The organism is Acinetobacter sp. ANC 4779, assembly GCF_004331055.1.
GTDB lineage: Bacteria > Pseudomonadota > Gammaproteobacteria > Pseudomonadales > Moraxellaceae > Acinetobacter.
On sequence record NZ_SJNU01000009.1, the window covers coordinates 1 to 24,655 of the forward strand.

The 24,655-nt window shown below is 38.0% G+C and carries 24 protein-coding genes and 2 pseudogenes; 22 read left to right on the plus strand and 4 right to left on the minus strand.

Features of this window, described 5'->3' with window-relative positions; all coding sequences use genetic code 11:
* Positions 1–792: 792 nt before the first annotated feature.
* Together E0H80_RS10995 and E0H80_RS11000 are read right to left on the minus strand one after the other, a co-directional pair.
* Positions 793–1,026 (minus strand): hypothetical protein, encoded by a 234-nt coding sequence (locus tag E0H80_RS10995; RefSeq protein ID WP_131365775.1) that lies wholly within the window; start codon positions 1,024–1,026, stop codon positions 793–795.
* Between the two features lie 284 nt (positions 1,027–1,310).
* Positions 1,311–1,562: a hypothetical protein gene (locus E0H80_RS11000; RefSeq protein WP_131365777.1), complete on the minus strand. Its 252-nt coding sequence runs from the start codon at positions 1,560–1,562 to the stop codon at positions 1,311–1,313.
* A gap of 1,647 nt (positions 1,563–3,209) precedes the next feature.
* On the opposite strand from E0H80_RS11000, the gene E0H80_RS11005 reads away from it, so the two are divergent.
* The 3 genes and pseudogenes from E0H80_RS11005 (at position 3,210) to E0H80_RS16885 (ending at position 5,512) form a co-directional block, all read left to right on the plus strand.
* Entirely contained in the window at positions 3,210–3,410 is a 201-nt protein-coding gene (locus E0H80_RS11005; protein ID WP_131365779.1) for a hypothetical protein, read from the plus strand.
* 569 nt (positions 3,411–3,979) lie between these two features.
* Positions 3,980–4,657: a cupin domain-containing protein gene (locus E0H80_RS11010; RefSeq protein WP_131365781.1), complete on the plus strand. Its 678-nt coding sequence runs from the start codon at positions 3,980–3,982 to the stop codon at positions 4,655–4,657.
* Positions 4,658–4,820: 163 nt separating this feature from the next.
* Positions 4,821–5,512, plus strand: a pseudogene (locus E0H80_RS16885) (Fic family protein).
* 36 nt (positions 5,513–5,548) lie between these two features.
* Here E0H80_RS16885 and E0H80_RS11020 read toward each other — a convergent pair.
* On the minus strand, positions 5,549–6,484 hold the full coding sequence (locus E0H80_RS11020) for a LysR family transcriptional regulator (protein ID WP_131365783.1): 936 nt from the start codon (positions 6,482–6,484) through the stop codon (positions 5,549–5,551).
* A 106-nt stretch (positions 6,485–6,590) separates the two neighbouring features.
* Between E0H80_RS11020 and E0H80_RS11025 the strand changes: the two genes are divergently transcribed.
* The 16 genes and pseudogenes from E0H80_RS11025 (at position 6,591) to E0H80_RS16890 (ending at position 20,949) form a co-directional block, all read left to right on the plus strand.
* The gene (locus E0H80_RS11025) at positions 6,591–7,751 is read left to right on the plus strand and encodes an acyl-CoA dehydrogenase family protein (RefSeq protein WP_131365785.1); all 1,161 of its coding nucleotides are present in this window, start codon (positions 6,591–6,593) and stop codon (positions 7,749–7,751) included.
* A gap of 18 nt (positions 7,752–7,769) precedes the next feature.
* Positions 7,770–8,570, plus strand: a complete 801-nt coding sequence (locus tag E0H80_RS11030; RefSeq protein WP_131365787.1) for an HpcH/HpaI aldolase/citrate lyase family protein — start codon at positions 7,770–7,772, stop codon at positions 8,568–8,570.
* A gap of 20 nt (positions 8,571–8,590) precedes the next feature.
* Positions 8,591–9,433: an FAS1-like dehydratase domain-containing protein gene (locus tag E0H80_RS11035; protein ID WP_131365789.1), complete on the plus strand. Its 843-nt coding sequence runs from the start codon at positions 8,591–8,593 to the stop codon at positions 9,431–9,433.
* 4 nt (positions 9,434–9,437) lie between these two features.
* Complete coding sequence (locus E0H80_RS11040; protein WP_131365791.1) at positions 9,438–10,592, plus strand: CaiB/BaiF CoA transferase family protein; 1,155 nt, start codon at positions 9,438–9,440, stop codon at positions 10,590–10,592.
* A 211-nt stretch (positions 10,593–10,803) separates the two neighbouring features.
* Positions 10,804–11,697 carry a LysR family transcriptional regulator gene (locus E0H80_RS11045; protein WP_131365793.1) on the plus strand — a complete coding sequence of 298 codons (894 nt, stop codon included), beginning with the start codon at positions 10,804–10,806 and terminating at the stop codon, positions 11,695–11,697.
* 138 nt (positions 11,698–11,835) lie between these two features.
* Positions 11,836–12,510, plus strand: a complete 675-nt coding sequence (locus tag E0H80_RS11050) for a 3-oxoacid CoA-transferase subunit A (RefSeq protein ID WP_067870343.1) — start codon at positions 11,836–11,838, stop codon at positions 12,508–12,510.
* Between the two features lie 5 nt (positions 12,511–12,515).
* On the plus strand, positions 12,516–13,160 hold the full coding sequence (locus tag E0H80_RS11055) for a 3-oxoacid CoA-transferase subunit B (RefSeq protein ID WP_131365795.1): 645 nt from the start codon (positions 12,516–12,518) through the stop codon (positions 13,158–13,160).
* Positions 13,161–13,191: 31 nt separating this feature from the next.
* Complete coding sequence (locus E0H80_RS11060; RefSeq protein WP_131365797.1) at positions 13,192–14,457, plus strand: MFS transporter; 1,266 nt, start codon at positions 13,192–13,194, stop codon at positions 14,455–14,457.
* Positions 14,457–14,783 (plus strand): EthD domain-containing protein, encoded by a 327-nt coding sequence (locus tag E0H80_RS11065; protein WP_228259990.1) that lies wholly within the window; start codon positions 14,457–14,459, stop codon positions 14,781–14,783. Before E0H80_RS11060 ends, E0H80_RS11065 begins: the two co-directional genes overlap by 1 nt.
* A 32-nt stretch (positions 14,784–14,815) precedes the next feature.
* On the plus strand, positions 14,816–15,094 hold the full coding sequence (gene catC, locus E0H80_RS11070; protein ID WP_131365801.1) for a muconolactone Delta-isomerase: 279 nt from the start codon (positions 14,816–14,818) through the stop codon (positions 15,092–15,094).
* A gap of 32 nt (positions 15,095–15,126) precedes the next feature.
* Entirely contained in the window at positions 15,127–16,389 is a 1,263-nt protein-coding gene (locus tag E0H80_RS11075) for an acetyl-CoA hydrolase/transferase family protein (protein ID WP_131365803.1), read from the plus strand.
* Positions 16,390–16,400: 11 nt separating this feature from the next.
* A complete protein-coding gene (locus E0H80_RS11080) occupies positions 16,401–17,594 on the plus strand; it encodes an acetyl-CoA C-acetyltransferase (protein WP_131365805.1) in 1,194 nt (397 codons plus the stop codon).
* Positions 17,595–17,628: 34 nt separating this feature from the next.
* Complete coding sequence (locus E0H80_RS11085) at positions 17,629–18,531, plus strand: MBL fold metallo-hydrolase (RefSeq protein WP_067870333.1); 903 nt, start codon at positions 17,629–17,631, stop codon at positions 18,529–18,531.
* Between the two features lie 56 nt (positions 18,532–18,587).
* Positions 18,588–19,931 carry an OprD family outer membrane porin gene (locus tag E0H80_RS11090; protein ID WP_131365807.1) on the plus strand — a complete coding sequence of 448 codons (1,344 nt, stop codon included), beginning with the start codon at positions 18,588–18,590 and terminating at the stop codon, positions 19,929–19,931.
* A 27-nt stretch (positions 19,932–19,958) separates the two neighbouring features.
* Positions 19,959–20,255, plus strand: a complete 297-nt coding sequence (locus E0H80_RS11095) for a YciI family protein (RefSeq protein WP_131365809.1) — start codon at positions 19,959–19,961, stop codon at positions 20,253–20,255.
* A gap of 203 nt (positions 20,256–20,458) precedes the next feature.
* A pseudogene (locus E0H80_RS16890) lies at positions 20,459–20,949 on the plus strand (hypothetical protein).
* 7 nt (positions 20,950–20,956) lie between these two features.
* On the opposite strand, the gene mobR reads toward E0H80_RS16890, so the two are convergent.
* Entirely contained in the window at positions 20,957–22,642 is a 1,686-nt protein-coding gene (gene mobR, locus E0H80_RS11105; protein WP_131365811.1) for a phenol degradation transcriptional regulator MobR, read from the minus strand.
* Between the two features lie 410 nt (positions 22,643–23,052).
* On the opposite strand from mobR, the gene E0H80_RS11110 reads away from it, so the two are divergent.
* From E0H80_RS11110 to E0H80_RS11120, 3 genes are read left to right on the plus strand one after another with little or no spacing between them, the layout of a single operon-like run.
* Positions 23,053–23,343 carry a phenol hydroxylase subunit gene (locus tag E0H80_RS11110; RefSeq protein WP_131365813.1) on the plus strand — a complete coding sequence of 97 codons (291 nt, stop codon included), beginning with the start codon at positions 23,053–23,055 and terminating at the stop codon, positions 23,341–23,343.
* An 18-nt stretch (positions 23,344–23,361) separates the two neighbouring features.
* Entirely contained in the window at positions 23,362–24,366 is a 1,005-nt protein-coding gene (locus tag E0H80_RS11115) for an aromatic/alkene monooxygenase hydroxylase subunit beta (RefSeq protein ID WP_131365815.1), read from the plus strand.
* A 12-nt stretch (positions 24,367–24,378) separates the two neighbouring features.
* Positions 24,379–24,648 carry an MmoB/DmpM family protein gene (locus E0H80_RS11120; RefSeq protein ID WP_131365817.1) on the plus strand — a complete coding sequence of 90 codons (270 nt, stop codon included), beginning with the start codon at positions 24,379–24,381 and terminating at the stop codon, positions 24,646–24,648.
* The last annotated feature ends 7 nt before the right edge of the window (positions 24,649–24,655 follow it).

Consider the following 24,655-nt stretch of genomic DNA (forward strand, 5'->3'; position numbering starts at 1 on the left):
CTTAAAGGGCACCAATCTTGGCTCATCAATTTTCTGACAAATATTTCTCAAATAAACTTCGAGTCATTTCTACCATCAATCAATGAAAATAATTTCGATCGATCAACCAGTAAAAATCCACACAAGTTGTTCTTCATAAGTTCTTAATGATTTATCTTGCTCTTCGTCAGAGACAAGAAACAACAAGATAATCTCAACAACTCAGCGCTTCGCGCTTCGTTCGTCTCAACATATCTCGTTGGTATGCGGCGTATTCTATACAGTTTCAGCATCCGCGCAACCCCTTATTCCACGTATTCGTCATGAGTGTTTATTTTTTCAGCTAATTTGTTAAAAACAGCGTATTTTCGCCTACTTATTAATCGTATTTATAAAAATTATACTTAACTTGAATTTTCAAATTTATTTTTATTATAGTTTTAACCTCTAATCCTATTGTATTTACCCCAATCACTCCCATAGATAATCCCTACTTCAACCTTGCGAAGCGAAATAATTTATCTTGAAGCTACTTTACTCAAAAATGAGAAAACAAAAAATTCATCAACTTTTTAAAAGCTGAAAATTTATTAACCCCAATAAATTTACATATCAAAAAACCACTCTTATGGTAGCTTTATTAAATCTTTAGTTTAATGGGCTATTTGCCCAAGGCCATATATAACAAGTACAAGCATTGTTAAAAAATGAAGTGATAAACATTTCTACTGTCCTCACAGCCTCCCCCTGCTTTAATTGTTCTTTTTTTATATAAATAAGAATAATCAAATATCTAACTGACCAGAAAATAAATTATTTCTTTGTCCACTCAAAGGAAAACTCAGCATCTTGGGCGACCCCAATTTCACACCCTAGAAATTTCATATCCACAATACCTGTATCCATTGGAGTCGTTGTAATAAAATTACTAGATTCCTGAAGTAATGTTTTATAGGCATCGGGACTTATTAATAGATAATTGGGTACTTTATAATTCTGATCTATGTAATCGAAAAATGCTTGTTTCACTTGTTCTGATAGTTTCATTTTTCACCTCCACAAAGATCCTAGAATAAGAAGGAGAAAAGGATCAGGTGGATAATTTTTCAGAGCAACCTTATCTGCCTCATTATTATATACTCAGAATACCGGCATATTTTTCAAACTCAACAGCTGATTTGTTCGTTCAAGTTAAGTTATAAAACTGACTTATACTTCATCAAAACTCACATATGGATATCCGTTTAGCCAGTGGTAGCATTAGGAATAGAAATTTATTAGCAATTTTAAATACCTACACTGTTATCCAAGAAGGAATGTCAGAAAGAACTTTAGTTGATCATTATAGATTGCGAATATTGATCCATTAATACTTTAAAGACTACCCCTGTTCGAGGATGAGTAAATGTCTCGTCATGGCTTAAATCAATTACTTTGTCTGTAAGCGCAATTTTAGGCAAAGGTATCCATGTTTCGTCGTTACTTGCATCACTTAGAACTCTTTCATAAATCCGCTCTACAATAATTTCTGTGCCACAACTACTTTTAGCACTGATCTCTTTTAATTTATGAAGTTTAGGCATTTTTATATCCCTTTGATAATTTCTTAAATATTATAAAAATGTATGTGGTAAAAAATGTAAATTTTATCAATAGATATGTAATGATTTCTTTAGAGTTCGCAATTTATTTTATGTTTTTAAGGCATGTAAAACTAAGTGCTTCTGATCTAATGAATTGCTTCCAGGAAAGCGGGAATATTTTCTCTAGACAAAAAAATATTTCACATATAATAGGAAGGCTAACTGTTGGAGTAGTATAAACATGCTTCACAATACAGCCACAATCAAGATACTACTGGCACGATAATAGTTCATTGATCAAGGTGGATATTTACCTTTTTATTTCAACAATATAAAAACAATTCATAATAAAAAGCCCGCTTAATCGGGGGAATTAAGCGGGCTAATATTGGGTTGAGCATTTTTTACTTTTTGGCTTTTTTTGGTGTAACTAAAATATACCATTTAGTCATTGATAACAAAGTATAAAAAATATAGAGGAACTGTTTCTATCCGTTTACATTGAGTTGTTTTTTCTTTTCAAGCTGGGCTTATTTTATGAGCAAAAAAAACCAATTAAATAAAGCAATCTTACTCATTATTTCATTCACTTACTCCAAGAGTAGATAAAGACGATTCTGCTTCCCTTATCAATAACTTGATTCGCTCTGATTTTTTTCTCTTAAAATCTGCATATACATGCACACATAGTAAAGAGAGAGAGATTAAAAATATTCCACTTAATACAATAACTCTTTTCCTCTCCATGCCTTAACCAGTTCCCAATAGTTCTTATAAGTTCCAGTTTTACCTTCATTCCATAGAAAATGGCAATGGCAGAAAGTTCACAATTTTATTATTAAATTTTAAAACATTAGAAAAACCACCTATCTTGAGTAATCACATCAAAAGAAACTATAGCCATTAAAAAATTACTTCATCGGTGGTTTCATATATTAAAGTTTCTTGAGCCAGACTGAACTCTACAAACCGCAATATATTTCAAACCCAGTTAACTGATTTAAATATGATAAAGTTAACAAAGAATAATAATTTGTTTGCTTTTGTAACAGAGATTAGGTAATGTGTAACACTATGAATATGATAAGTGAATAAATGCGAATATATAATTCTACAACTATTACGTTAACTTTTTTAATTTTTGGGATGATGATTTTTTCCCACCTGCAAAGAAACTTTATCACTATTCACATTTAATCTGACATACAAATCTATAGAAGCGATGGCCACCTTTGGGTGGTTTTTTAACACTTGAAAATTGTCATAATTTTTTACTTATTTCATTAATTTGTTGTTGATACTAACTCTGTGTACATTATATAAACAAAGAACAATAAAGCAGGGAGCGATAGTAATGAATGCAATAGAAATAATTGTAACATCATCCTCAGCTCTAGTGCTTATGCTGGTTATTTATGCCCTCGGTCAAACCTTTAATTGATATTATTTAATAGTAAAACTTCCTTCAGGAAGTTTTTTTAATGAGCAATAGGAAAGGCAAAAACCTGTGTTTCCTATCCACTCCCATGGTGAAATTGCACTTTATTTTAAATTACTAGTTACATAAATGATGATTGTTGTCTATTGAATAACGTTATGGAATGTTTGAGCATAATATCCTCTGGGTTTGATAACTGAAGGACTGCCATGAAAGATGAAGAAAAGCCTTTAAATTTCGAAGATGATGAGGAGCCTCTAGATCTTGAAGACGAAGAATTTATCGATGACAAGAAAGAGGACGAGATGTACAACACTATTACTAAAGATGGTTCAAGTGTCGATCCTGCAGATGATGGAACGCGTCATATTCGTCCAGAGGACGGAAATCCTCTTGAAGCAGAAGAGTAAAAAATAGGCCCAATTCAATATTGGGCTTTTTATTGCCTATCAAAAATAGAAGCACAATAGTCTGCTTCTAAAAAATAATCAAAAAGGAGAATCAAATACTGCTTTATCCTTTTTCTATACGATTTCCATTATGCGACTGAAATTGATTAAATAGTTTATGAGGACTGAATCAAAGTGTGTCTTGATTGCTTAAAAGAAAGAGCGATTAATCAGCTATGTTCTTGCTTGTGAGATGATTAGGTTGTCATCTTTCGATAAATCATTATCCAATAACTCGTTAGCTTTCTTAGGTGAAACTTCATCTGAAATCTCAAGATAGCCATCAAGCTCGAAACATGATCATTTACTATTAGTTTTTTATATCTGAATAATCCAGCCTCATTAATGTAAAAATAAATCACAGGTTATTAAATTCTAAAATCTTAATATTTCATAGCTTAGTGAGTAATATCTGCTATCAACATGCTTATCTTTTCTGAACCAGTGAGCTAACTAATCACTAATTCTTTTAAGATAAACTTATGCATTCTCGTTAAAATAAGTAAGTTTCTTCACCACAGGACAGCATTATGTTTATTCATGCCGACTTTTCACAGCCCGTCATCATCAAGCCAGAGGATTACCATTGGGTGAAATCTCCAGGAGGCGAAGTTGATAGAATGATGCTTGATCGTATTGGTGATGAGAAAGCACGTGCAACGAGTCTTGTACAATATGCACCAGAATCTGCCTTCCCTGAACATCAACATCCTTTAGGTGAAGAAGTCCTCATATTGTCAGGCATTTTTACCGAGAATGTTGCAGATGATTATCCGGCAGGTTGGTATTTACGTAACCCCCATCATTCAACTCATCGGGTTTCCAGTAAAGCAGGTTGTTTAATCTTTGTGAAACTGAGGCAAATGACCGAACATGAGATAGAGTCCACCCGAATTAATACCAATGATCCAGCGAATTGGAAGCTTACTGAACATCGGATGATATGCCCATTATTTCAATCGGAACATGAGCAGACCTATTTAGAAAAGCTAAAATCTGATCAACTTTTCGTAGAGAAATCAGAACTAGGGGTTGAGTTTTTCATTATCAAAGGTCAATTATTTTGTGGCACTGAAATATATCCAGCAGGTTCGTGGGTTCGTCTTCCTATCAATAGTACTGCTAAATTTAAGGCAAGTTCATCAGGTGCAACGCTTTATGTCAAAACTGGTCATCTGCAACATGCCATAGATGTATGGGTGAAATGAACAATAATGTGTCTTCAAAATGAGGCTGCCTCGTGTCTAGAATACTGGGGGCAGTCCACTTACCACTTTATACAATCAATGCAAAATATAATGGTGTGTTATTACATTTCTGACGTTTATTTTTTCATGTCTTATCGACCAAGATAAATTCAGCGATAAGGGAATGTTTGAAATTATTGATGATTTAAAAAATACATTAGATCAATATCGCGCTCTATCCCCTTCAATAATAAAAAATTTACAAGAAGATCTTATTGTACGGTGGACTTATCATTCCAATGCTATTGAAGGGAATACACTTAGTCGTGTTAGAAGGTATAACTGTGGGTGGGAAGGCATTAAAAGATCACTTCGAGGCAATTAACCATTGAAATGCCATTTATTATGTTGAGGATATTATTAGAAAAGAAGAACCATTTTTCTGAATGGCAAATTCGCACTCTCCATCGGCTTATTTTCAAAAATATTGATGATGATAATGCTCTCCGCTATCGTCAAAAAATGTCCTCATTTCCAGTGCAACTAACATGCAGATTACACTTTAATGACCGCCCAATTCTTAGACTAGTATAGACAGCAGATCTGATACGCTCCCTTGAAAAAACTGTAAAAGTAAATGCAAACTAGGCATATATCCTTTTATTGAGAGTAATAGCCGCACCTCTAGCCTGCTCATGAATTTAGAGTGAATGAATTGTCATCCCCCTTTGAAATTCCTTTTGTGAACCGTCTTGCCGACTAGGAAGCTTTTTAGCTATAGAGATGGATTTTGCAAAGGCTGCGTCATTAAACCCCTTGGTTGCTAATGCTGTATTTGAAGTGTTTAAGCCTTATCAGCTTGTCTTAGGGATTTAGTCTTTAATTTTTAATTATATCAATAAAAATTAGATACTAACTTTCATATATCCACTGAGCATTCGGCCATTTTTTCTCATTAATAGATTGCTCAACACAACCAATGATTTCACCTGAAATGATCCGAATGTGCTTGGGAATATTTCTAGTAGAGTGGGTTGCTAAAGTAATCACACGAGAAAATGCGGGATCAACAATTGGAGTAACTTTAATTAATCCTACCTTAAGCTCATTTATGACAGAAACTAAAGGTAAAATTGTATAACCAAAGTTCTGAATCACTAGCTGTTTTTGTATATTCAAATCGTTAGTTTCAGCGTAGATATTTAAGTTAGCTTCATTTTGCTTATAAGCCTGCTCAATCAGAGAACGTAATCGGTGAGGATGAAAAGGTAAAATTAATGGAAATTGCTCTATTTTTTTAAGTTCAAGAACTTCATTTTGCTGAAGTGTGGATTGAGCTGATCCTATTAAAAATAGTGGCTCTCTTACTAATGGCGTCAAATCAATTAACTTCGATGGTGTAGCGTCATACATTAAAGCTAAATCAATATCTCCAGCCTCTAACCATTCTTTTAAATGCCCAGAATATCCCACTGATATTTTTACTTGTACTTCAGGATACTTTTCCTTGATTAAATTCATAATCAAAGTGGAAAGTAATTCACTAATACTCGACAACACACCAATATGAACTTTCCCCCGAATCATCCCTTTATTTGCAGTCAACTCCAATTTGGCACTTTCAATGTCCTCCAAAATCCTTCTTGCATAAGGCTCAAGAACTTTCCCCTCATCCGTCAGCGCCATACCATGACGAGAACGGTTAAATAGTTTTACCCCTAATTCGTCTTCAAGCATTTGAATTTGTCGAGTTACTGCTGGCTGTACAATATTTAGCATTGCAGCTGCTTTAGTTAGGTTCTGAATCTCTAAAATAGTAATAAATGTACGTAATTGCTTAATATCCATTTTGATAATTTTCTAGCATGTCTTCCATCAAAATATACTATTTCAGTTTTAAATCCATAACAATATATGATCAATAATAAGAACAGAGCAATATAAGGATATTCAAGTGAAAAGTACTTTTAATAACTACCCAGAAATTCGTGAAGCTGTACGTGCATTATGTGCCCAATTCCCAGATGAATATCATCGTAAAATTGACGAAAACAAAGCTTATCCTGAAGAATTTGTTAATGCGTTAACCCAGGCCGGCTGGCTCGCGGCCATGATTCCAGAAGAGTTTGGTGGATCAGGTTTAGGGTTAGCAGAAGCATCTGTCGTTATGGAAGAAATTAATCGTAGCGGGGGCAATTCAGGTGCCTGTCATGGTCAAATGTATAACATGAGCACGCTGTTACGTAATGGTTCTCAAGCACAAAAAGAATTTTATTTACCTAAAATTGCTTCTGGTGAATGGCGTCTACAATCTATGGCCGTTACTGAACCGACAACCGGGACAGACACCACAAAAATTCGTACGACTGCAGTCAAAAAAGGCGATCGTTATGTGATTAATGGTCAAAAAGTTTGGATTTCACGTGTACAGCATAGTGACTGGATGATCCTTCTTGCTCGTACAACGCCTTTAGCTGAAGTGAAAAAGAAATCTGAAGGGATGTCTATTTTCATGGTCGATATTAAAGAGGCGATGAAATCTGGCATGGCCGTTCAACCTATTCCTAATATGGTGAATCATGAAACCAACGAACTATTTTTTGAAAATTTAGAAATTCCTGAAGAAAACTTAATTGGCGAAGAAGGTAAAGGCTTTAAATACATTCTCGATGGTCTTAATGCCGAACGTACTCTGATTGCTGCAGAATGTATTGGTGATGGTTATTGGTTTATGGATCGCGCCACAAAGTATGTCAAAGAGCGTGAAGTATTTGGTCGCCCAATTGGTCAAAACCAGGGAGTCCAGTTTCCTCTTGCTGAAGCCTTCATTGAGATTGAAGCTGCCAATTTGATGCGTTTCCGTGCTTGTGAACTTTTCGATAATGGTCAAGCCTGTGGTGCTGAAGCCAACATGGCGAAACTTTTGGCTGCAAAAGCAAGCTGGGAAGCAGCGAACCATTGCCTGCAATTCCATGGTGGTTTTGGTTTTGCCAATGAATATGACATTGAACGTAAATTCCGTGAAACTCGCCTGTATCAAGTTGCACCAATCTCAACCAACTTAATTCTCAGTTATGTTGCCGAACATTTACTTGATTTACCCCGTTCTTTTTAAGCTTTGAGGAAAAATAAAATGCAGACTCCTCGTTCATTTTTATTTGTTCCTGCTAACCGTCCTGAGCGCTATCTAAAAGCGCTCAATAGTGGTAGTGACGCCGTTATTATTGATCTCGAAGACGCGATTCCAACTGAATACAAACTCGAATCACGTGCATTACTCAAGCAGTGGTTATTAGACCATCCCACTGAAAAAGTCATGATTCGAGTGAATGCTTTTCAGACTGAATGGTTTGCAGACGATATTCAACTTGCTCAATTTTCAAATGTTATTGCGATTGTTTTACCTAAAGCAGAAAGACAACAGGAATTTGAATCCATTCAACATATTCGTATCATTGATATTTATCCTATTATTGAAACGCCTTATGGCATGGCCCATGTAGAGGAAATTGCACAATTTCCAGCTGTGCGTGCCTTGATGTTTGGCTCTATAGATTTTCAACTTGAAATGGATATGTCTGGCGACTTTTTAGAGTTGATGTACTTCCGTAATAAAATTGCCTTAGCCTCCAAACTTGCAGGTATTGCGAATCCTATTGATGGGGTGACTGCGGATTTTGGCAACACTGAATTAGTCATGACTGAAACCCTCCAAGCTAAAAAATTAGGCTTCCAAGGCAAATTATGCATTCACCCCAACCAGGTCAAAATCGTCAATCAAATATTTAATTCTAGTCCTGAAGAAATTCAATGGGCACAACAGGTTCTTGATGCGGTGCAAGCTGCTGCTGGCCAAACGATTAGCTTGAATGGAAAAATGATTGATAAACCCATTATTTCAAAAGCTGAGAAAATTCTAAAACAAGTTGGGTAAGTAAAGATAAGGACAAGACTATGCAAAACTTTGCAGAATGGATTGGAAATAAACAAAGTTCAGAAGATCGTTGTGAACAACGATCAGTACAGATGCTCCAGGCATTATTCAATAAAAAAGATTTACCAGTAAAAGAAATACCTCATCTTTTTCATTGGATGAATTTCCCCCATGTCGTCGACCAGTCTGAAATTGCTACAGATGGCCATCCTAAAAAAGGTAATTTTCTCCCCCCTATCCCTTTTCCAAGACGAATGTGGGCTGGTAGCCGCCTAGAGTTTATAAAACCAATTATGGCGGGACAGGCATTACGTCGAGTCTCTGAAATTTCAGATATTCAATTTAAACAGGGAAAGACTACAGATCTTTATTTCGTGACAGTCAATCATGCCATTTATGCCAATGATGAATTGGTCATTAAAGAACAACAGGATATTGTTTACAAACCGGATACCGATACGAATCAGAAGACGAAGGTATCAAAAACTTCAGTCGTAAACCCTCCACTGGATTATAGTTTTAAACAACAATACACCGTAGATACGACTGCATTATTTCGTTATTCGGCCCTCACATTTAATGGCCACAAAATTCACTATGATCGTCCATACGCAATCCAAGTCGAAGGATATCCTGGTCTAGTGGTACATGGACCACTTTTGGCTACCCTTTTGCTGCAAACACTACAAGATAGATATCCAGAAAAAGTTATTAAAAAATTTGAATTTCGCGCCCTAAAACCTGTATTCGATTTTAATGAGTTTTATATCTGCGGCGATGTACAAGAGCAAAATGCAGAATTATGGATTGAACATATTGATGGGCAGATAGCGATGAAAGCAAAAGTAACATTTCAGGAGTAATGAGATGAAACTACTTGAAGGTATTACTGTCATTGCTTTGGAACATGCAATTTCGGCACCATTTTGTACACGTCAGTTAGCTGATCTAGGTGCACGTGTCATCAAGATTGAACGACCTGAAGGTGGGGATTTTGCACGTTATTATGATGAACGGGTCAAAGGAATGTCTTCTCATTTTGTTTGGACAAATCGCTCTAAAGAAAGCTTAGCACTGGATTTGAAATCTCCCGAGGCCCAACCCGTATTAAAAAGCCTGTTAAGTAAAGCTGACATTCTTATCCAAAATTTAGCACCGGGTGCGGCATCTCGTTTAGGCCTTTCTTTCGAGCAACTTCATTCATCTTTTCCACAACTAATTGTCTGTGATATTTCAGGCTATGGTGATGACCCAGAACATCCGGGTCCATATCGTGATAAAAAGGCCTATGACTTACTGATTCAAAGTGAGTCTGGCTTTTTATCGATTACTGGAACAGAGCAGGAAAATGTCAAAGCAGGATGTTCTATTGCTGATATATCAGCAGGCATGTATGCCTATAGCAATATCTTGGCAGCTCTGCTGGAAAGACAAAAAACGGGATTGGGCAAACGTATTGATATCTCTATGCTGGAATGTATGACTGAGTGGATGGGCTTCCCTCTTTATTACGCTTCAGAGGATCAACCTGAACCCCCAAAATCAGGTGCTTCTCATGCCACTATTTTTCCATATGGCCCCTTTGCGACAGGTGATAATAAACAAGTATTATTTGCTGTACAAAATGATCGTGAATGGACATCGTTTTGTGAATTAGTCTTAGTAATGCCTGATTTATCACAATCCGGAGAGTTTAAAACCAACTCCGACCGAATAAAAAACCGAGATTTATTAACGGCCACTATACTTCAAGTATTCTCTCACTATACTCAAAACGAAATCATTTTAAGGCTTGAACAGGCAAAAATTGCCAATGCGAATGTCAATACATTAGCCGATGTCTGGAATCATCCACAATTAAAAGCAAGACAACGTTGGGCTGAGGTTGACACACCAATGGGCAAAATTCCAACACTAAAACCTGTTGGAACAAGTCATTCTGATGATTTTCAGCTTACGAAAGTCCCTGCACTGGGTGAACATACTGAAAAAATTCTCCAAGAGTTAGGTTTTCGAAGCTAAAAGTAAAAATTAATTACAATTCCAAAATCTTTCTTTTCACATAACTATTGTCTAATAGTCTCTCAAGTTTAAAAAAATAGATGATGGCCAGTAAAGTTTAAATTATTTATACATTGTCAGGAGGTATAAATAATTTACCAAGCGGTTTGCTAATCAACCCATGAGAGCCAAAATAAATGACGATGTTTTTTAAATTCAATAGAGCGAGCCTGTGAACTTTGATCTAAATGATTTTCGGTTAATTTTAAATATAGCAGAAACCAAAAATTTGACACGGGCTGCAGAAAAATCTTTCTTATCTACTCCCGCTGCTAGTAATCGAATTAAAAACTTAGAACATGTCTTAGGATTAAAAATTTTAGACCGCTCTTCTCAAGGCGTTGAACTGACTGAAATTGGGATGATCTATTTAAAATATGCCAAATCGATTTATCATGAAATTGAATGTCTTAAAGGCGAACTGGCTCAGTTTAACGATCTGATCCCAGGGAAATTATCTATTGCTGCCAACACAACGGCCATCACTGAATACATCCCAACAGCTCTCTCAGAGTATCTAACGACTCATCCTCATGTGGATGTAAACCTTAAAGAAATGCTTAGTGAAGATATCGTCAATCTTGTCGCAGATAAACGTGCCGATCTTGGAATTATTTCTGGGAATATTGATACGAAGAATTTGCAGACAATACCTTTAATTTCCTCTCAACTGATTTTAATTGCCCCTAAAAATCATCCAATTTTAGACCATAGAACGGTAACATTATTAGATGTAATTCAATATTCAGTGGTCACTTTGCATGAAGGCAGTGCAATTCAAATTTTTTTACATAAGTTATCTCGGCAATTAGATAAAAAAATAAATATTCGAGTACAAGTTTCTAGCTATGACTCTATTTGTCAAATGGTTGCAGCAGGTACAGGGATCGCCATTATTCCTGTAGTTGCTTTTCGCCGCTTACAACATATTCACCCGAATATTGAATATAGAGAAATCAAAGAAGAATGGGCGCATCGAGGCTTTAAAATATGCGCTATTAACTTTAATGAAATCAGTCAATTCACTGAAGATTTTATTGAATGTTTAAAGTCTCATATTCATTAATAATCAAGTCATTTGCACTCGCTATAGCGTTAGCACCAGGTTAACGCCACTTTCAAATTTCAAAATTGTGCAAAACATCAAGCTATGTAACTTTACTACCAGAGAACATGAAAAGAACGAATGTTACAGGATAGTAAAATGATCAATAAAATTTTCAATTCGGCAAAGGATATTGTCAAAGACATTCAAGATGGCTCGATCATTGCAGTTGGTGGTTTTGGTGGTTCAGGCATGCCCAATGAACTTATCGATGCACTCATTGAACAAGGGGCCAAAGATTTAACTATTGTGAGCAATAATGCTGGAAATGGTGATCAAGGTCTTGCAGCATTACTCAAAGCCAAACGTGTCAAAAAACTAATTTGCTCATTCCCCCGTCAAAAAGATGCCTATGTTTTTGAAGAATTGTATCGCAATAATGAAATTGAACTTGAAGTTGTACCTCAAGGTACGCTTGCAGAACGTTTAAGAGCTGCTGGTTGTGGGATTGGTGGTTTTTATACACGTACAGCTTATGGCACCTTACTTTCAGAAAATAAAGAAACCAAAGAAATAGATGGTAAAGGCTACGTCTTTGAGAAAGCTTTAGCCGTAGATTACTGCCTGATTTATGCCAAAACCGGTGATCGTTGGGGCAATCTCATTTACAACAAAACTGCACGTAATTTTGCTCCTGTCATGGCGATGGCTGCAAAAACCACTTTAGTCGCCGTAGATCAAATCTGTGAACTGGGTGATTTAGATCCGGAAATTATTATTACTCCTGGAATTTTTGTCGATCGCGTAACACTAAAAAATGGTCTGGGAGTGTAATTGCTATGGATATCCAACAAAAAAATAATCTTGCTCAGCGTGTGGCTCACGATATTCCTGAAGGTTCATATGTCAATTTAGGCATCGGTTTACCGACACTGGTTGCGGACTATTTCGCTGATAAAGAAGTAATTCTACAAAGTGAAAATGGGGTATTGGGTCAATGGACTCAAGCAGAAGTCGGTGAAGAAAACTGGGATTTGATCAATGCAGGAAAAGAAGCCATTGATTTAAAAAAAGGGGGCGCCTTTTTTCATCATGCAGATTCTTTTGGAATGATGCGCGGTGGACATTTGGATTACTGCATTCTGGGTGCATTCCAAATTTCAGCCAATGGTGATCTAGCCAACTGGCATACAGGACATCCAGATGCCATTCCTGCTGTAGGCGGTGCAATGGATCTTGCCTCAGGTGCACAAAATGTTTACGTCATGATGGAACATTTAACCAAACAAGGTCATAGCAAAATTTTAGAGAAGTGCAGTTATCCATTAACGGGACTGGCTTGTGTAAATCGTGTGTATACAGAGATTGCTACCTTTGACTTTGTGAATGGACAAGTCTTTGTCATAGATATTGTGGCACCTCATACCGCTGAGTATGTTCAACGTATTACCGATATAGCACTCGATTTTTCAAGAATGAAATAAATCATAAATCTATTTTACAAAGGAGATGTAAATGGGAATGTTGAATTGGTACAAGGAATCGGATTCCAATCAGAAAAAGACATTTTGGGCTTGTTATGCAGGTTGGGCACTTGACTCGTATGACATGCAAATTTTTAGTTTTTTATTACCCGTCATTATGGCGACTTGGGCACTTAGTCAAACTCAGGTTGGCCTGATTGGTACGGTTGCCCTTATTGTTACCGCCATTGGTGGATGGATCGCAGGTATTTTGGCTGACCGTTATGGTCGTGTAAAAATCCTGATGTTTACCATTTTATGGTTTACATTTTTTGGCATATTGGCAGGCTTTGCACAGAATTATGAACAACTTTTGGTAGCAAGAACGCTACAAGGCCTCGGTTTTGGTGGGGAATGGGCTGTCGGCGCGGCACTCATGGCCGAAGCTGTTTCTGCAAAACATAAAAATAAAGCTGTCGGCTTTGTCCAGTCAGGAATGGCTTTAGGTTGGGCAGGTTCAGTGATTGTAGCCACAATACTGATTACCATGCTGCCACCCGAATGGTCTTGGCGTGTGGTTTTTTGGACCGGTGTCATTCCTGCTTTAATTGTAATTTACATTCGTCGTAATGTGAAAGAATCGGCCGAATTTGTAAATGATGTGGCTAAAAATAAAGAAAATATTGAGAAAGCATCTTTTAGTTCTATTTTCAAAAAAGAATATTTACGTTCAACCATTTTTGCAAGTTTCCTCGTTATAGGTTTACAAGCAGCCTGCTATGCCATTTTAATTTGGATTCCGACCCTGATGAATGAGCGTGGACTGAGTCCAAGTTCTAAAATTGTCACGATTTTAATTATGGCTGCAGGAGCATTTGCAGGCTTTATGTTCACAGCTTATCTGGCTGATAAATGGGGTCGCAAACAAACTCTGATTGGTATGTCTATTTTGAGCTGGATTGTGACCGTAGTGTATATGTTGATTGCCATGAATCAATACATCACCTTAGCACTGGGTTTCTTTGTTGGTTTCTCTGCAATCGGGATGTTTGCAGCACTCGGACCATTTTTAACAGACTTATTCCCTACCCATATTCGTACCACAGGTATGGGCTTTTCCTACAATGTCGGAAAATCATTTGGTGCTCTCTCCGTGGTGGGGGTAGGTTCACTAGCTGAATCATTAGGTCTTGCTACCTCGATCGGTTTGTTTTGCTTAACCGCCTATGCCTTAGCTACCATTTCAATCTTGTTAATTAAAGTTCATAAAGAAGAGCTTACGCCTGCCCCTTCTCTTTATAAAAAACAGGAAGCTTGATGATGATTCGTATCCTTTACTTACTCAGCAAACCAGAAAACATGAGCAAAGAGCAGTTTGATGCCGAATGTGTACGCCACTTTGAAATGTCACAAGGTATTCCCGGTTTACATAAATATGAAGTGCGTTTAATTGCTTCAGAACCGACAGATCTTCATGTTCCATTCTTTGATGTGCCGGGTGTCGATGCTATTGGAGAATGCTGGTTTGAAAATGAACAACACATGCAAACCTATATGGATTCTGAGATTCGTAAAAACTGGTTTGAACACGGCAAGACTTTCATTGGCAAGTTGAAGCCATTTATCACCAAAGACGTTATATAAAATTTTTAATTCAAATATTAAGGACAATCAAAATGCTTTTTTGTGTAGAAATGACCGTCAAGATTCCCCTAGATAGCGATCCTGCAAAAATGGATGCCATTAAACGTGCTGAAAAAGAGCGTGCTATTGAACTGCAGAATGCAGGTAAATGGCCACATTTATGGCGTGTTACAGGCAAATATTCCAACATCAGTATTTTTGATGTGGAAAGCAATAATGAATTACATGATTTGTTGATGAGCCTGCCTTTATTTCCCTATATGGATATCAAGGTAACCGCACTTTCCCAACATCCTTCGTCAATTCATTAAAAGTACATCATTTAAGATCAAGGACGATCACCATGGAAAAGATATACGATATTTCTCAGCTCGATTTATCCAGCTATGTTCGACATGGTGATCGCGTGGTATGGGGACAGGCTCAAGCTGAACCCCTACCGCTTACTCAAAATTTAATTCAAAATCGTAAAAAAATTGGGAAATTTCAAATCTTTTTAGGCATTAGCCAGTTTGCTACTTGTCTGCCTGAACACGCTGAACATATTGAATATCTCAGCTATTGTGGTGCAGGATATAATCGGGCACTTGCGCAATATCAGGTTTTAGATATTTTGCCTGTGCATTATTCACAACTTCCCCGTTTAATCGAAAACCAACAGCTTAAATTAGATGTGGTGTTGATTCAGGTTTCAGCAGCCAATGCTCAAGGACAATACAGCTATAGTCTGGCGCAAGATTATTTAAAATCTGCCCTTCGACATGCTCGAATTGTGATTGCGGAAGTCAATCAGCAAGCACCGTGGGTCTATTCGGATCACTATTTAACTGAAGCTGATTTTGATGTAATGCTGTATACCGACCGAAAAATAGAAGCACAAAATAGTGCTGCGTATTCAGCAACCACTCAGAAAATAGCTCAAAATGTTGCCTCATGCATCCCAGATCATTCAACTTTACAACTTGGCATCGGCTCTATTCCCGAAGCTATTATGCAGGCTTTAGATCAGCATCGGCATTTAGGTATCCATTCCGGCATCATTGGAGATGGTGTTGCCGAATTGATGCAAAAAGGAGTGATTACCAATCAGAAAAAAAATATTGATCCCGGAAAAACCATCACAGGTTTAATTGTCGGCTCGTCTAAACTCCATCAATTTGTTCATCAAAATTCAGACATTGAACTGCGTTCAACTGAATATACCCATCATGCTGCGACGCTTGCTGCCATTCAACAGTTCATTGCGATCAACTCGGCAATTGAAGTTGATTTAACAGGTCAGGTAAATGCTGAGATTGCCAATAAAACCTATGTGGGCGCTGTAGGTGGAGCTTTGGACTTTATTCGTGCCGCCAATCAGTCTCATGGCGGGGTTTCAATTATTGCCCTGCCGGCTTCGGGAAAAAGTTTTAGTCGCATTGTTTCTCATTTGCAGGGTCCTGTCTCTACTCCTCGCAGTGATGCCGGGCTGATTGTGACCGAATATGGCATTGCCGATTTACGTGGTTTAAGCCTGCCGCAGCGTGTTGAAAAAATGATATCCATTGCAGCCCCTCATTTTCAAGCAGAACTTGAGCAGCAAGCCATCGATCTAAAATTAGTTTAAAAGGAATTGAAATGAAAGATGCTTATATCGTCAGTCCGCTACGTACCCCGATTGGTAAGTTCGGTGGCGCACTTGCCTCTTTAACTGCAGTCGACCTCGCTGTCAAAGTGATTCAATCCATCGTAGAGAAAACTGGCTTAGATACCCACACCTTAGATGAAGTCATTATTGCCCAGTCTTATTCATCCAGTGAGGCACCCTGTATTGGGCGCTATGCGGCTTTAGCGGCAGGACTTCCAGTTGAAGTTCCCGGCTATACCTTAGATCGTCGTTGTGGTTCAGGCTTGCAAGCATTAATCAATGCAGCCATGACCATTCAATGTGGAAATGCTGAAGCGATTATGGTGGTGGGTGTGGAAAGCATGAGTAATATTGAATATTACTCCACCAATATGCGCTGGGGAAGTCGTGCAGGGAATGTGACTTTCTTTGACCGACTGGAACGCGGTCGTGAAAGATCTCAGCCAGTTGAACGTTTTGGGGTAATTTCAGGTATGCCTGAAACCGCAGATAATCTGGCCCGAGACTATAATATTGGTCGTGAAGAATGTGATGCTTTTGCGCTACAAAGTCATCAAAAAGCACAGCAAGCCTGGGATACGGGTAAATTTAAAGATGAAGTAATTCCGCTTGAAGTGAAATCTAAAAAAGAAAGCAAAACCATCGATTTTGATGAAGGTATCCGTGCAAATAGTACTCTTGAAAGTCTAGCCAAACTGAAAAGCTTATTGCCAAATGGTGTTACCACCGCAGGAAACTCAAGTCAGCAAAATGATGCTGCTGCGGGCTGCCTGATTGTAAGTCGTGAGTATTTAGAAAAACATCATTTGCAACCAATAGCCAAAATCACCGGCTGGAGCGCTGCAGGTTGTGATCCAAGTCGAATGGGTTTTGGCCCTGTGCCTGCGGTAAATAAGCTACTTAAAAAACTAGATATGTCCATTGAAGACATTGATCTGATTGAAATTAATGAAGCTTTTGCAGCACAAGCTTTAGCAGTGATCAAAGGTTTAAATATTACCGATACTTCTCATATCAATGTGAACGGCTCAGGAATTTCTTTGGGTCATCCCATTGGTGCAACAGGACTACGCATCATGACGTCTTTAGTACATGAGATGAAACGTCGTAATGCACGTTACGGTTTAGAAACAATGTGTATTGGTGGTGGACAAGGTTTAGCTGCCTTATTTGAACGTGTTTAAGAAAGATTTAATAATATTTGTTAAGGAGTGACTCATGATTGAATCAAGAATGATTGGCGAAGTAAAAGTAACCCGTATCCATGAATATGCTGGTCCGAGCCATGATCCAAAATTTTTATTTCCAACTGCGGATCAAAGCCTATTAGAAGAGCATAAAGATATGCTGGCACCGCATCATTGGATTCCCCAAATGAATCGTCTCATTGTCAGTATTCAATTTTGGGTGGTTCATGCCGGCAATAATATTATTGTGATTGATACCGGTGTTGGTAATTTCAAACAACGTCCAGAAATTCCCCGTATGCATATGCTGAATAATTTGATTACCGAATGGATGACTGCTGCGGGTGCTGCTCCAGAAAAAGTAACCCATGTGGTGATTACCCATTTACATTCTGATCATGTTGGCTGGAATACGATTTGGAAAGATAACCGTTGGACCCCAACTTTCCCGAATGCCAAGTATTATTTACCTAAAGAAGATTTTGATTTCTGTCATCAGGGTAAAAATAAAGAACCTGGCGTAATTGATGTTTTTGGTGACTCCTTCTTTGACAGCGTGATGCCAGTATTTAACGAAGGTTTGGTTGAATTTATTCAGCCTCATACTGAAATTGCCGATTGTTTAGTGGTTGAACCTGCACCTGGTCACAGCCCAGGACAAGTCACTTTCCGGGTCAGCTCTCAAGGAGAAGAAGCGATTTTTTGTGGTGACGTATTCCATAGTCCGCTACAAATTGTTCGCCCGGAAATCAATTCAGGCTATTGCATTTGGCCTGATATTGCCCGAAAAACTCGACTGGAATGTTTAGAGCGCGCCGTGAGCCGAGAAGCTTTACTCTTGCCTGTTCACTTTGGTGACCCGTATTGCGGTTATATTCGCAAACAAGATAATGGATTTATCTTTGAACCTTCAGATACTTGGGATCGCGTTTAGGCTCCCATTTCCTCTATTGGATCATCATTTGTAATACCTAAAAGGATTTTTAAAAAATGAAAAAACCAGTAAATAAAAATTTACTGGTTATGGGGACGCTTTGCCTATCCATAACCACTCTCCACACAGCCCATGCTGATTTTATTGATGACACAAAATTTAATGTGCTCGCAAAAAACTATTATTTCAATCGTGACTTTCGCAAAGGCGAATACAACTCTGCGGGACAGAATGCCCAATTACCTATATCTGAGCGCAAAGGTTACCGCGAAGAATGGGCTCAAGGCTTTATTGCCAATATGGAAACAGGCTGGACAGATACGCCTGTGCAGTTCGGGTTAAACGGTTATGCTCTGATTGCCTTAAAACTCGATAGTGATGGATATCGAACCGGTACAAATAATTTAGAAGTCGACTCGAAAGGCAAACCGAAATCAGCAACGGCTGAATTCGGCGGTGCTCTACGGGCAAAATATAAGAAAACTGAAGCATTGATCGGGAATCAATTTCCGAATAATCCGATTATTGGGACTAACTATTCCCGACTCCTTCCCTCTATGTCGACGGGTTTATCGATAAAGGATAATAGTTTTGAGCATCTTAATTTAGATTTTGGTTATTTCACCCAAATGAGTCCTGTTGATTCAACTGACCGTCTCAACTATTTTAATACTGATTATAACAATGGAATTCAGGCGGATTCTGTCAGCTATTTAGGCGGAACCTATAAACTCAATAATATTGAAACATCAATCTATGTGTCTGAATTAGAAAATGTCTGGATGCAATATTATTTAGGGGCAAAATATAAACATCAAATTGATGCCCAATCAGGTTTCAATCTACAAACCAATAACTACATTAACCGAGATAGCGGTGATGCCACAGGCGGAAATATCAGTACTGGCCTGGTTTCCTTAACAGGAAGCTATAAATTATCCAATCATAATTTCAGTTTAGCGTACCAACAAGTTATAGGTGATGAACCTTTTGACTGGATCGGGTTTAGAAATAATGGCGGGATTGCCACTATTCCCAATAGTGTGCAGTTTGCAACATTTACGGAAGCCAAAGAAAAATCAGCTCAAGTGAAATATGAAATTGACTTCTCACCTTATGGAATCGAAGGTCTGTCTTTTATGACGCGGTATTTATATGGCTGGGATATGGACAATACCGGTAGTGACAACAAGCTGTATACCAAACGTCATATTTACGACCAAGATATTGAGAATAAGCATTGGGAAAGAGATATCGAGTTACGCTACAAAGTTAAGCAGGGCTTTGCAAAAGATCTTGATGTTCGTCTTCGTCAAGCCACTCATAGAACAACCAAAGGCTATAGATATGGAAATATTGATGAATTCCGCTTAATTCTTGAATATCCATTTTCATTCTAATAAAACTTCATATACGAGGAAATTAAAATGCCTTATGTTTTAGAAACTTGGGACAAAATAGATCATCAATCCCTTAGAAAAAAATTAAGACAAGAACATTTAGATTATTTAAATCAGAATCTTGAATTACTTTTAGCCTGTGGTGCAAAGTTAGATGACAAGGGCCAAGACTTAGGTGGTGGAATTTATATCATTGATGTAGCCTCTAGAGAGGCTGCTCAAAAATTTATTGAACAAGATCCTTTTTACATTGGAGGTTTATTTCAAAAAGTTAAAATGGACCGTTGGAGAAAGGCTTATTTAGACGGTAAATTTTGTCTGTGAATAGAGACATATAATGAGGGCAGGCCCTAAGCCTGCCCTCATTCGCTCTGCATGAATACTGACTTTTAAAATTATAATTACTGTAATTTATATCATTAAATTTAAAAAAATTGCCATAAAAACAACCGTACAAATAAATTTTTAAGTGAGATTTACTTAAGCCATAAGGATGTGTTTGGAATTATTGACAACTCAAGAATAAGTTGGCTCAGCATCGCCCGCTATCTCTTTCAATTGCAAAAGACTTATAAAAAGCCCTTATTGTACGATGGCCCTATTATTCCAATGCCATTTAAGGTCATGCACTTACGCTATTAGAAACTACAGTGGTTCTCGAAGGTATTATTCTTGGTGAATTGTTATAACAGTCAAGTAAACAACCCATCCTATTGAACGTATAGTCAAAGTACCTGCTAATTTTATTGGTCGTGAGCCAGTCATTGAGGGGCACAGACATACATTACGCTTATTAATAAATATTGAATTATTAAAAGCTAACTATCCCCTTAGTGTGATTACGATTGAAAATCGCTTGGCTTACTACGAAGCATTTAATTAATCACTGGCTTATGATAAACCCCAGCCTTTCATTCAACTGATCGTTGAATTCATATTAGAAGAGTTTAAGCCATATCCCGTCATCTTGGAGAATGAGCCTTTAAAAAACCACTCATCACAGTCAATCTGTGCCTGATTGAAATCTACTTTTTACTTATATTAATAGCTTGCTTTTTTAAACGATAATCCAAAGCCGCTCGGCTGATCCCTAATACACGGGCTGCTTCAGAAACATTATTATTTGTTTTTTGCATCGCAATAAAAATTAGTTTTTTCTCATGATCTTCCAGACAAAAGCCCTCTTGTATCACTGCATCTAAATCTACTTTTTCAGACCTTGGCTCGATATCTTGCTTAATTTGCGGAAACAAATGATTGAGTTTAATTTCCTGCTGATGATCCGTCAGTAAGGTCGCCCGCTCTAATAAGTTTTCAAGCTCTCGAATATTACCCGGCCATTCATAAGTCATGACAAAATTTGTAGCTTTGTCACTTAAACCTTTTAACGTCTTTCCATACATATTTTCAAAACGCGATAAGAAGTGGGTAATCAATAAGGGAATATCATCACGGCGCTCACGTAGCGGCGGAATAATTACAGGGAAAATATTCAGGCGATAATATAAATCAGCGCGGAATCTTCCCTCTTTCACGGCCTGTTCCAAATCCTCATTGGTGGCTGCAACCAAACGGACATCCGCTTTTCTGGTTTGATGATCCCCCACTCTTTCATATTCTCCTTCTTGTAGCATGCGCAGCAAGGTAGCTTGCGCACGTGGCGAAAGCTCAATCACTTCATCTAAGAAAATAGTTCCTTGATCGGCACGTTCAAACTTTCCACTTCGAGTTTGCGTTGCCCCTGTAAATGCCCCTTTTTCGACACCAAAAAGTTCGGCTTCAATTAGGTCTGGCGGAATACAGGCGCAGTTTACAGCAACAAAGGGTTGCCCTTTACGAGAACTACCTTCATGAATCCCTCTGGCAAAAGCTTCCTTGCCCACCCCTGTTTCACCTTGCAGTAATACAGCAACCTTACTGCCCGCTGCCTTTTTCAACAGGTCACAAACTTTACGATAAGCCACGGATTCACCGATAGAATTAAACATGGTGTAATCGGCTTCTACATCTGTATAGATATTTTTCTTTAACTCATTCAGCTCTGCTTGCAAGGCAATTAATTCATCTGAAACAGGATCAGGTGACATAAATTGAATAAGTTCCTCGGCATTTTCCCATTCTTTTAAAGGCTTGCCGATAATACGACAGCAATCATCACCTTTTGCTACACAATGGGTTTCCTGATAAATAATGGTTTGTCCCATAATAAAGCTGGTATAACCGCAAGCATAGCCCAATAGCATCCAGCAAACTGATTCTTCCGAAGCCCCGAACTCACTTAAATGAACTTCCGCTTCAAAAGAATTACGCCAATTAAAATCTGCATAAAATTGATGCTCATCATGACTTAATTGAAGCTCATTCACTTCAACTTGCACCATGCCGCGTATACCATGCATTTGTGGCCCAGCCATAAAAGCTTCAGCCTCATTTAAATTCGGGCGTAATTTAGAGGTAACTTCTGCATCCCGTACTCCAGCCTGATACCCCTGACGAATAAAAAAACGTTTGGTCCGTTCCCAGCCCAGCATGTTGTACAAATCTTTTCTTAAAAAACCCATGATACTGGTATGAATGAGCAACATCCGGCTTTCTTCAAACCAAATTTTTCCATGCTGACTGTCAAACTGAATTTTATCCAATAAATCTTGAATATCTTTATTCTTTTCCAAAATTTGAGTATAAAACTTGGCATCTTTGGCTTGAGGCATGACTGAATATCCATCCTTGGCTACAGGTCGATTCCCTATCTTACTCAATTCCGACTGAAAAGCCTCACTACCTTATTATCATAACTTTATACCCTTAAAGTATTTTTAAATTAAAACTATAAAATCATATAGATATAAATCATTTTAATTCATTGGACTAATTTAAACAGCACAAAGTATTTTTGAGTTTCCGACCTCACCATTCACGATTTGATGAAATTAGCCATTTATATATTCAGCATTTCATGAATTTTTATTGCTCAAAAAAACTATAAAATGAATAAAAAAACATAAGCAACTGATTAAAAATGATTAATAAAAGTTGGCATGAGTTTTGATATATCTCTATCAATATATGCAAGGTTGCATCACTGAAATGATTTCAGTGCAAAAAGACAAGGATAATCCTCATGACTCAAGCCATACAGCAAGAACAACTCACCAAATACATTCGTGTTACGGGTGACCGCCAGGCCAAGTTTGTTGAATTTGACTTTGCCATCCATGATCCAACACTTTTTGTCGAACTGATTCTACCTCAGCAAGCCTTTCAGCATTTCTGTGAAATTAATCAGGTCATTGAAATGACCGAAGCACAGCAGGCTTGGAATGATGCACAAGAAGATAAATGGCGTTATGGCATTGAACCTACAGTTCTAAGCCAAGTACGTAAAAATTTAGATCAAGAAGATCAATCTTAAGCCCATAAGGAAATCGTGATGACTTTAGAAATTAAAACATCCAACCTCGAACCTATTCGTCAAACTTATGCCTATATTGAACGCCGTTTTGGCAATAAGCCTGCGACTCGCTATCAGGAAGTCAGTTTTGATATACAAGGTGCAGCTAACTTTCATTACCGTCCATTGTGGAAAGCTGACAAAACTTTAAATGATCACACGCATACAGCGTTGCAAATGCAAGACTGGTATGCATTTAAAGATCCACGTCAATTTTACTATGGCACTTATGTACAACATCGTGCACGTCTGCAAGATACTGCCGAAAGCAATTATTCATTTTTTGAAAAACGCCATTTGGTTGAAAATCTAAGCGCTGAAGTTAAGCAAAAAATAATCACTTGCTTATTGCCTTTCCGTTATGTGGAGCAAACCGCCAACCTGCACATGATGTCAGGCAGTGCTTATGGCTATGGCACGGTCATTACCCAAGCCTGTATTTTTGCAGCAATGGATCGTCTGGGTATGGCGCAATACCTCTCCCGTATTGGCCTACTCATTGATGGCAATACCGGTGAATCCTTACAGCAAGCCAAAGAGTCATGGATGAATGATGACTCCTGGCAACCACTGCGCAAGCTGTGTGAACAGAGCTTGACTGAACAAGATTGGTTCAAACTTTATGTCCTGCAAAACTTGCTCATAGACAGCTTAATGCAGGAACTGGTTTATGGCGAACTGGACCAATGGCTGGTTGAACACGGTGCACGTGATGTAGCAATGCTGACCGAATTCATGAAGGACTGTTTAACCGATTTACGCAAATGGTCAGACCCTGTTTTAAAAATTGCCGCCACTGAATCTGAAGAAAATAAAGCCTTAATTCAAGGCTGGATAAATACGCTTTTACCTCAAGTGACAGCAGCCTTTAGGGCATGGGCCCATACCGCACTTGGGCATGCATCTATCGACAATGGCCTAGCCTTAATTGCAGAACGCAGTAAAAAAGCCGGTTTAACCCTTGAACTAGATTCAGTTGCATAAGGAAGCGCAGAGATGAGCTCTAAAGTTTATTTGGCATTACAAGATAATGATACCTCACGCTACATCATTGAAGCGATTGAGCAAGATAACCCCGAAGCCACGATTCAATATCTTCCTGCCATGATTCGTGTGGAAAGCCTGGGGAAATTAGTGGTTCGCGCTGAAACCGTGTCCGAAAAACTGGGCCAGGATTGGGACATTCAAGAACTGCAGCTCAACATGATCACCTTAGGTGGCAACGTTGAAGAAGATGACGATAGCTTCACTTTGCAGTGGAATTAATTCCGCA

Bases quoted from the DNA above. Each gene is read 5' to 3' on its own strand.
- E0H80_RS11040 (WP_131365791.1), top strand. From the start codon at position 9,438: ATGAAACTACTTGAAGGTATTACTGTCATTGCTTTGGAACATGCAATT.
- E0H80_RS11120 (WP_131365817.1), top strand. From the start codon at position 24,379: ATGAGCTCTAAAGTTTATTTGGCATTACAAGATAATGATACCTCACGC.
- E0H80_RS11035 (WP_131365789.1), top strand. From the start codon at position 8,591: ATGCAAAACTTTGCAGAATGGATTGGAAATAAACAAAGTTCAGAAGAT.
- E0H80_RS11010 (WP_131365781.1), top strand. From the start codon at position 3,980: ATGTTTATTCATGCCGACTTTTCACAGCCCGTCATCATCAAGCCAGAG.
- mobR (WP_131365811.1), bottom strand. From the start codon at position 22,642: ATGCCTCAAGCCAAAGATGCCAAGTTTTATACTCAAATTTTGGAAAAG.
- E0H80_RS11095 (WP_131365809.1), top strand. From the start codon at position 19,959: ATGCCTTATGTTTTAGAAACTTGGGACAAAATAGATCATCAATCCCTT.
- E0H80_RS10995 (WP_131365775.1), bottom strand. From the start codon at position 1,026: ATGAAACTATCAGAACAAGTGAAACAAGCATTTTTCGATTACATAGAT.
- E0H80_RS11065 (WP_228259990.1), top strand. From the start codon at position 14,457: ATGATGATTCGTATCCTTTACTTACTCAGCAAACCAGAAAACATGAGC.
- catC (WP_131365801.1), top strand. From the start codon at position 14,816: ATGCTTTTTTGTGTAGAAATGACCGTCAAGATTCCCCTAGATAGCGAT.
- E0H80_RS11090 (WP_131365807.1), top strand. From the start codon at position 18,588: ATGAAAAAACCAGTAAATAAAAATTTACTGGTTATGGGGACGCTTTGC.
- E0H80_RS11115 (WP_131365815.1), top strand. From the start codon at position 23,362: ATGACTTTAGAAATTAAAACATCCAACCTCGAACCTATTCGTCAAACT.
- E0H80_RS11050 (WP_067870343.1), top strand. From the start codon at position 11,836: ATGATCAATAAAATTTTCAATTCGGCAAAGGATATTGTCAAAGACATT.
- E0H80_RS11030 (WP_131365787.1), top strand. From the start codon at position 7,770: ATGCAGACTCCTCGTTCATTTTTATTTGTTCCTGCTAACCGTCCTGAG.
- E0H80_RS11020 (WP_131365783.1), bottom strand. From the start codon at position 6,484: ATGGATATTAAGCAATTACGTACATTTATTACTATTTTAGAGATTCAG.
- E0H80_RS11060 (WP_131365797.1), top strand. From the start codon at position 13,192: ATGGGAATGTTGAATTGGTACAAGGAATCGGATTCCAATCAGAAAAAG.
- E0H80_RS11005 (WP_131365779.1), top strand. From the start codon at position 3,210: ATGAAAGATGAAGAAAAGCCTTTAAATTTCGAAGATGATGAGGAGCCT.
- E0H80_RS11055 (WP_131365795.1), top strand. From the start codon at position 12,516: ATGGATATCCAACAAAAAAATAATCTTGCTCAGCGTGTGGCTCACGAT.
- E0H80_RS11000 (WP_131365777.1), bottom strand. From the start codon at position 1,562: ATGCCTAAACTTCATAAATTAAAAGAGATCAGTGCTAAAAGTAGTTGT.
- E0H80_RS11110 (WP_131365813.1), top strand. From the start codon at position 23,053: ATGACTCAAGCCATACAGCAAGAACAACTCACCAAATACATTCGTGTT.
- E0H80_RS11075 (WP_131365803.1), top strand. From the start codon at position 15,127: ATGGAAAAGATATACGATATTTCTCAGCTCGATTTATCCAGCTATGTT.
- E0H80_RS11080 (WP_131365805.1), top strand. From the start codon at position 16,401: ATGAAAGATGCTTATATCGTCAGTCCGCTACGTACCCCGATTGGTAAG.
- E0H80_RS11085 (WP_067870333.1), top strand. From the start codon at position 17,629: ATGATTGAATCAAGAATGATTGGCGAAGTAAAAGTAACCCGTATCCAT.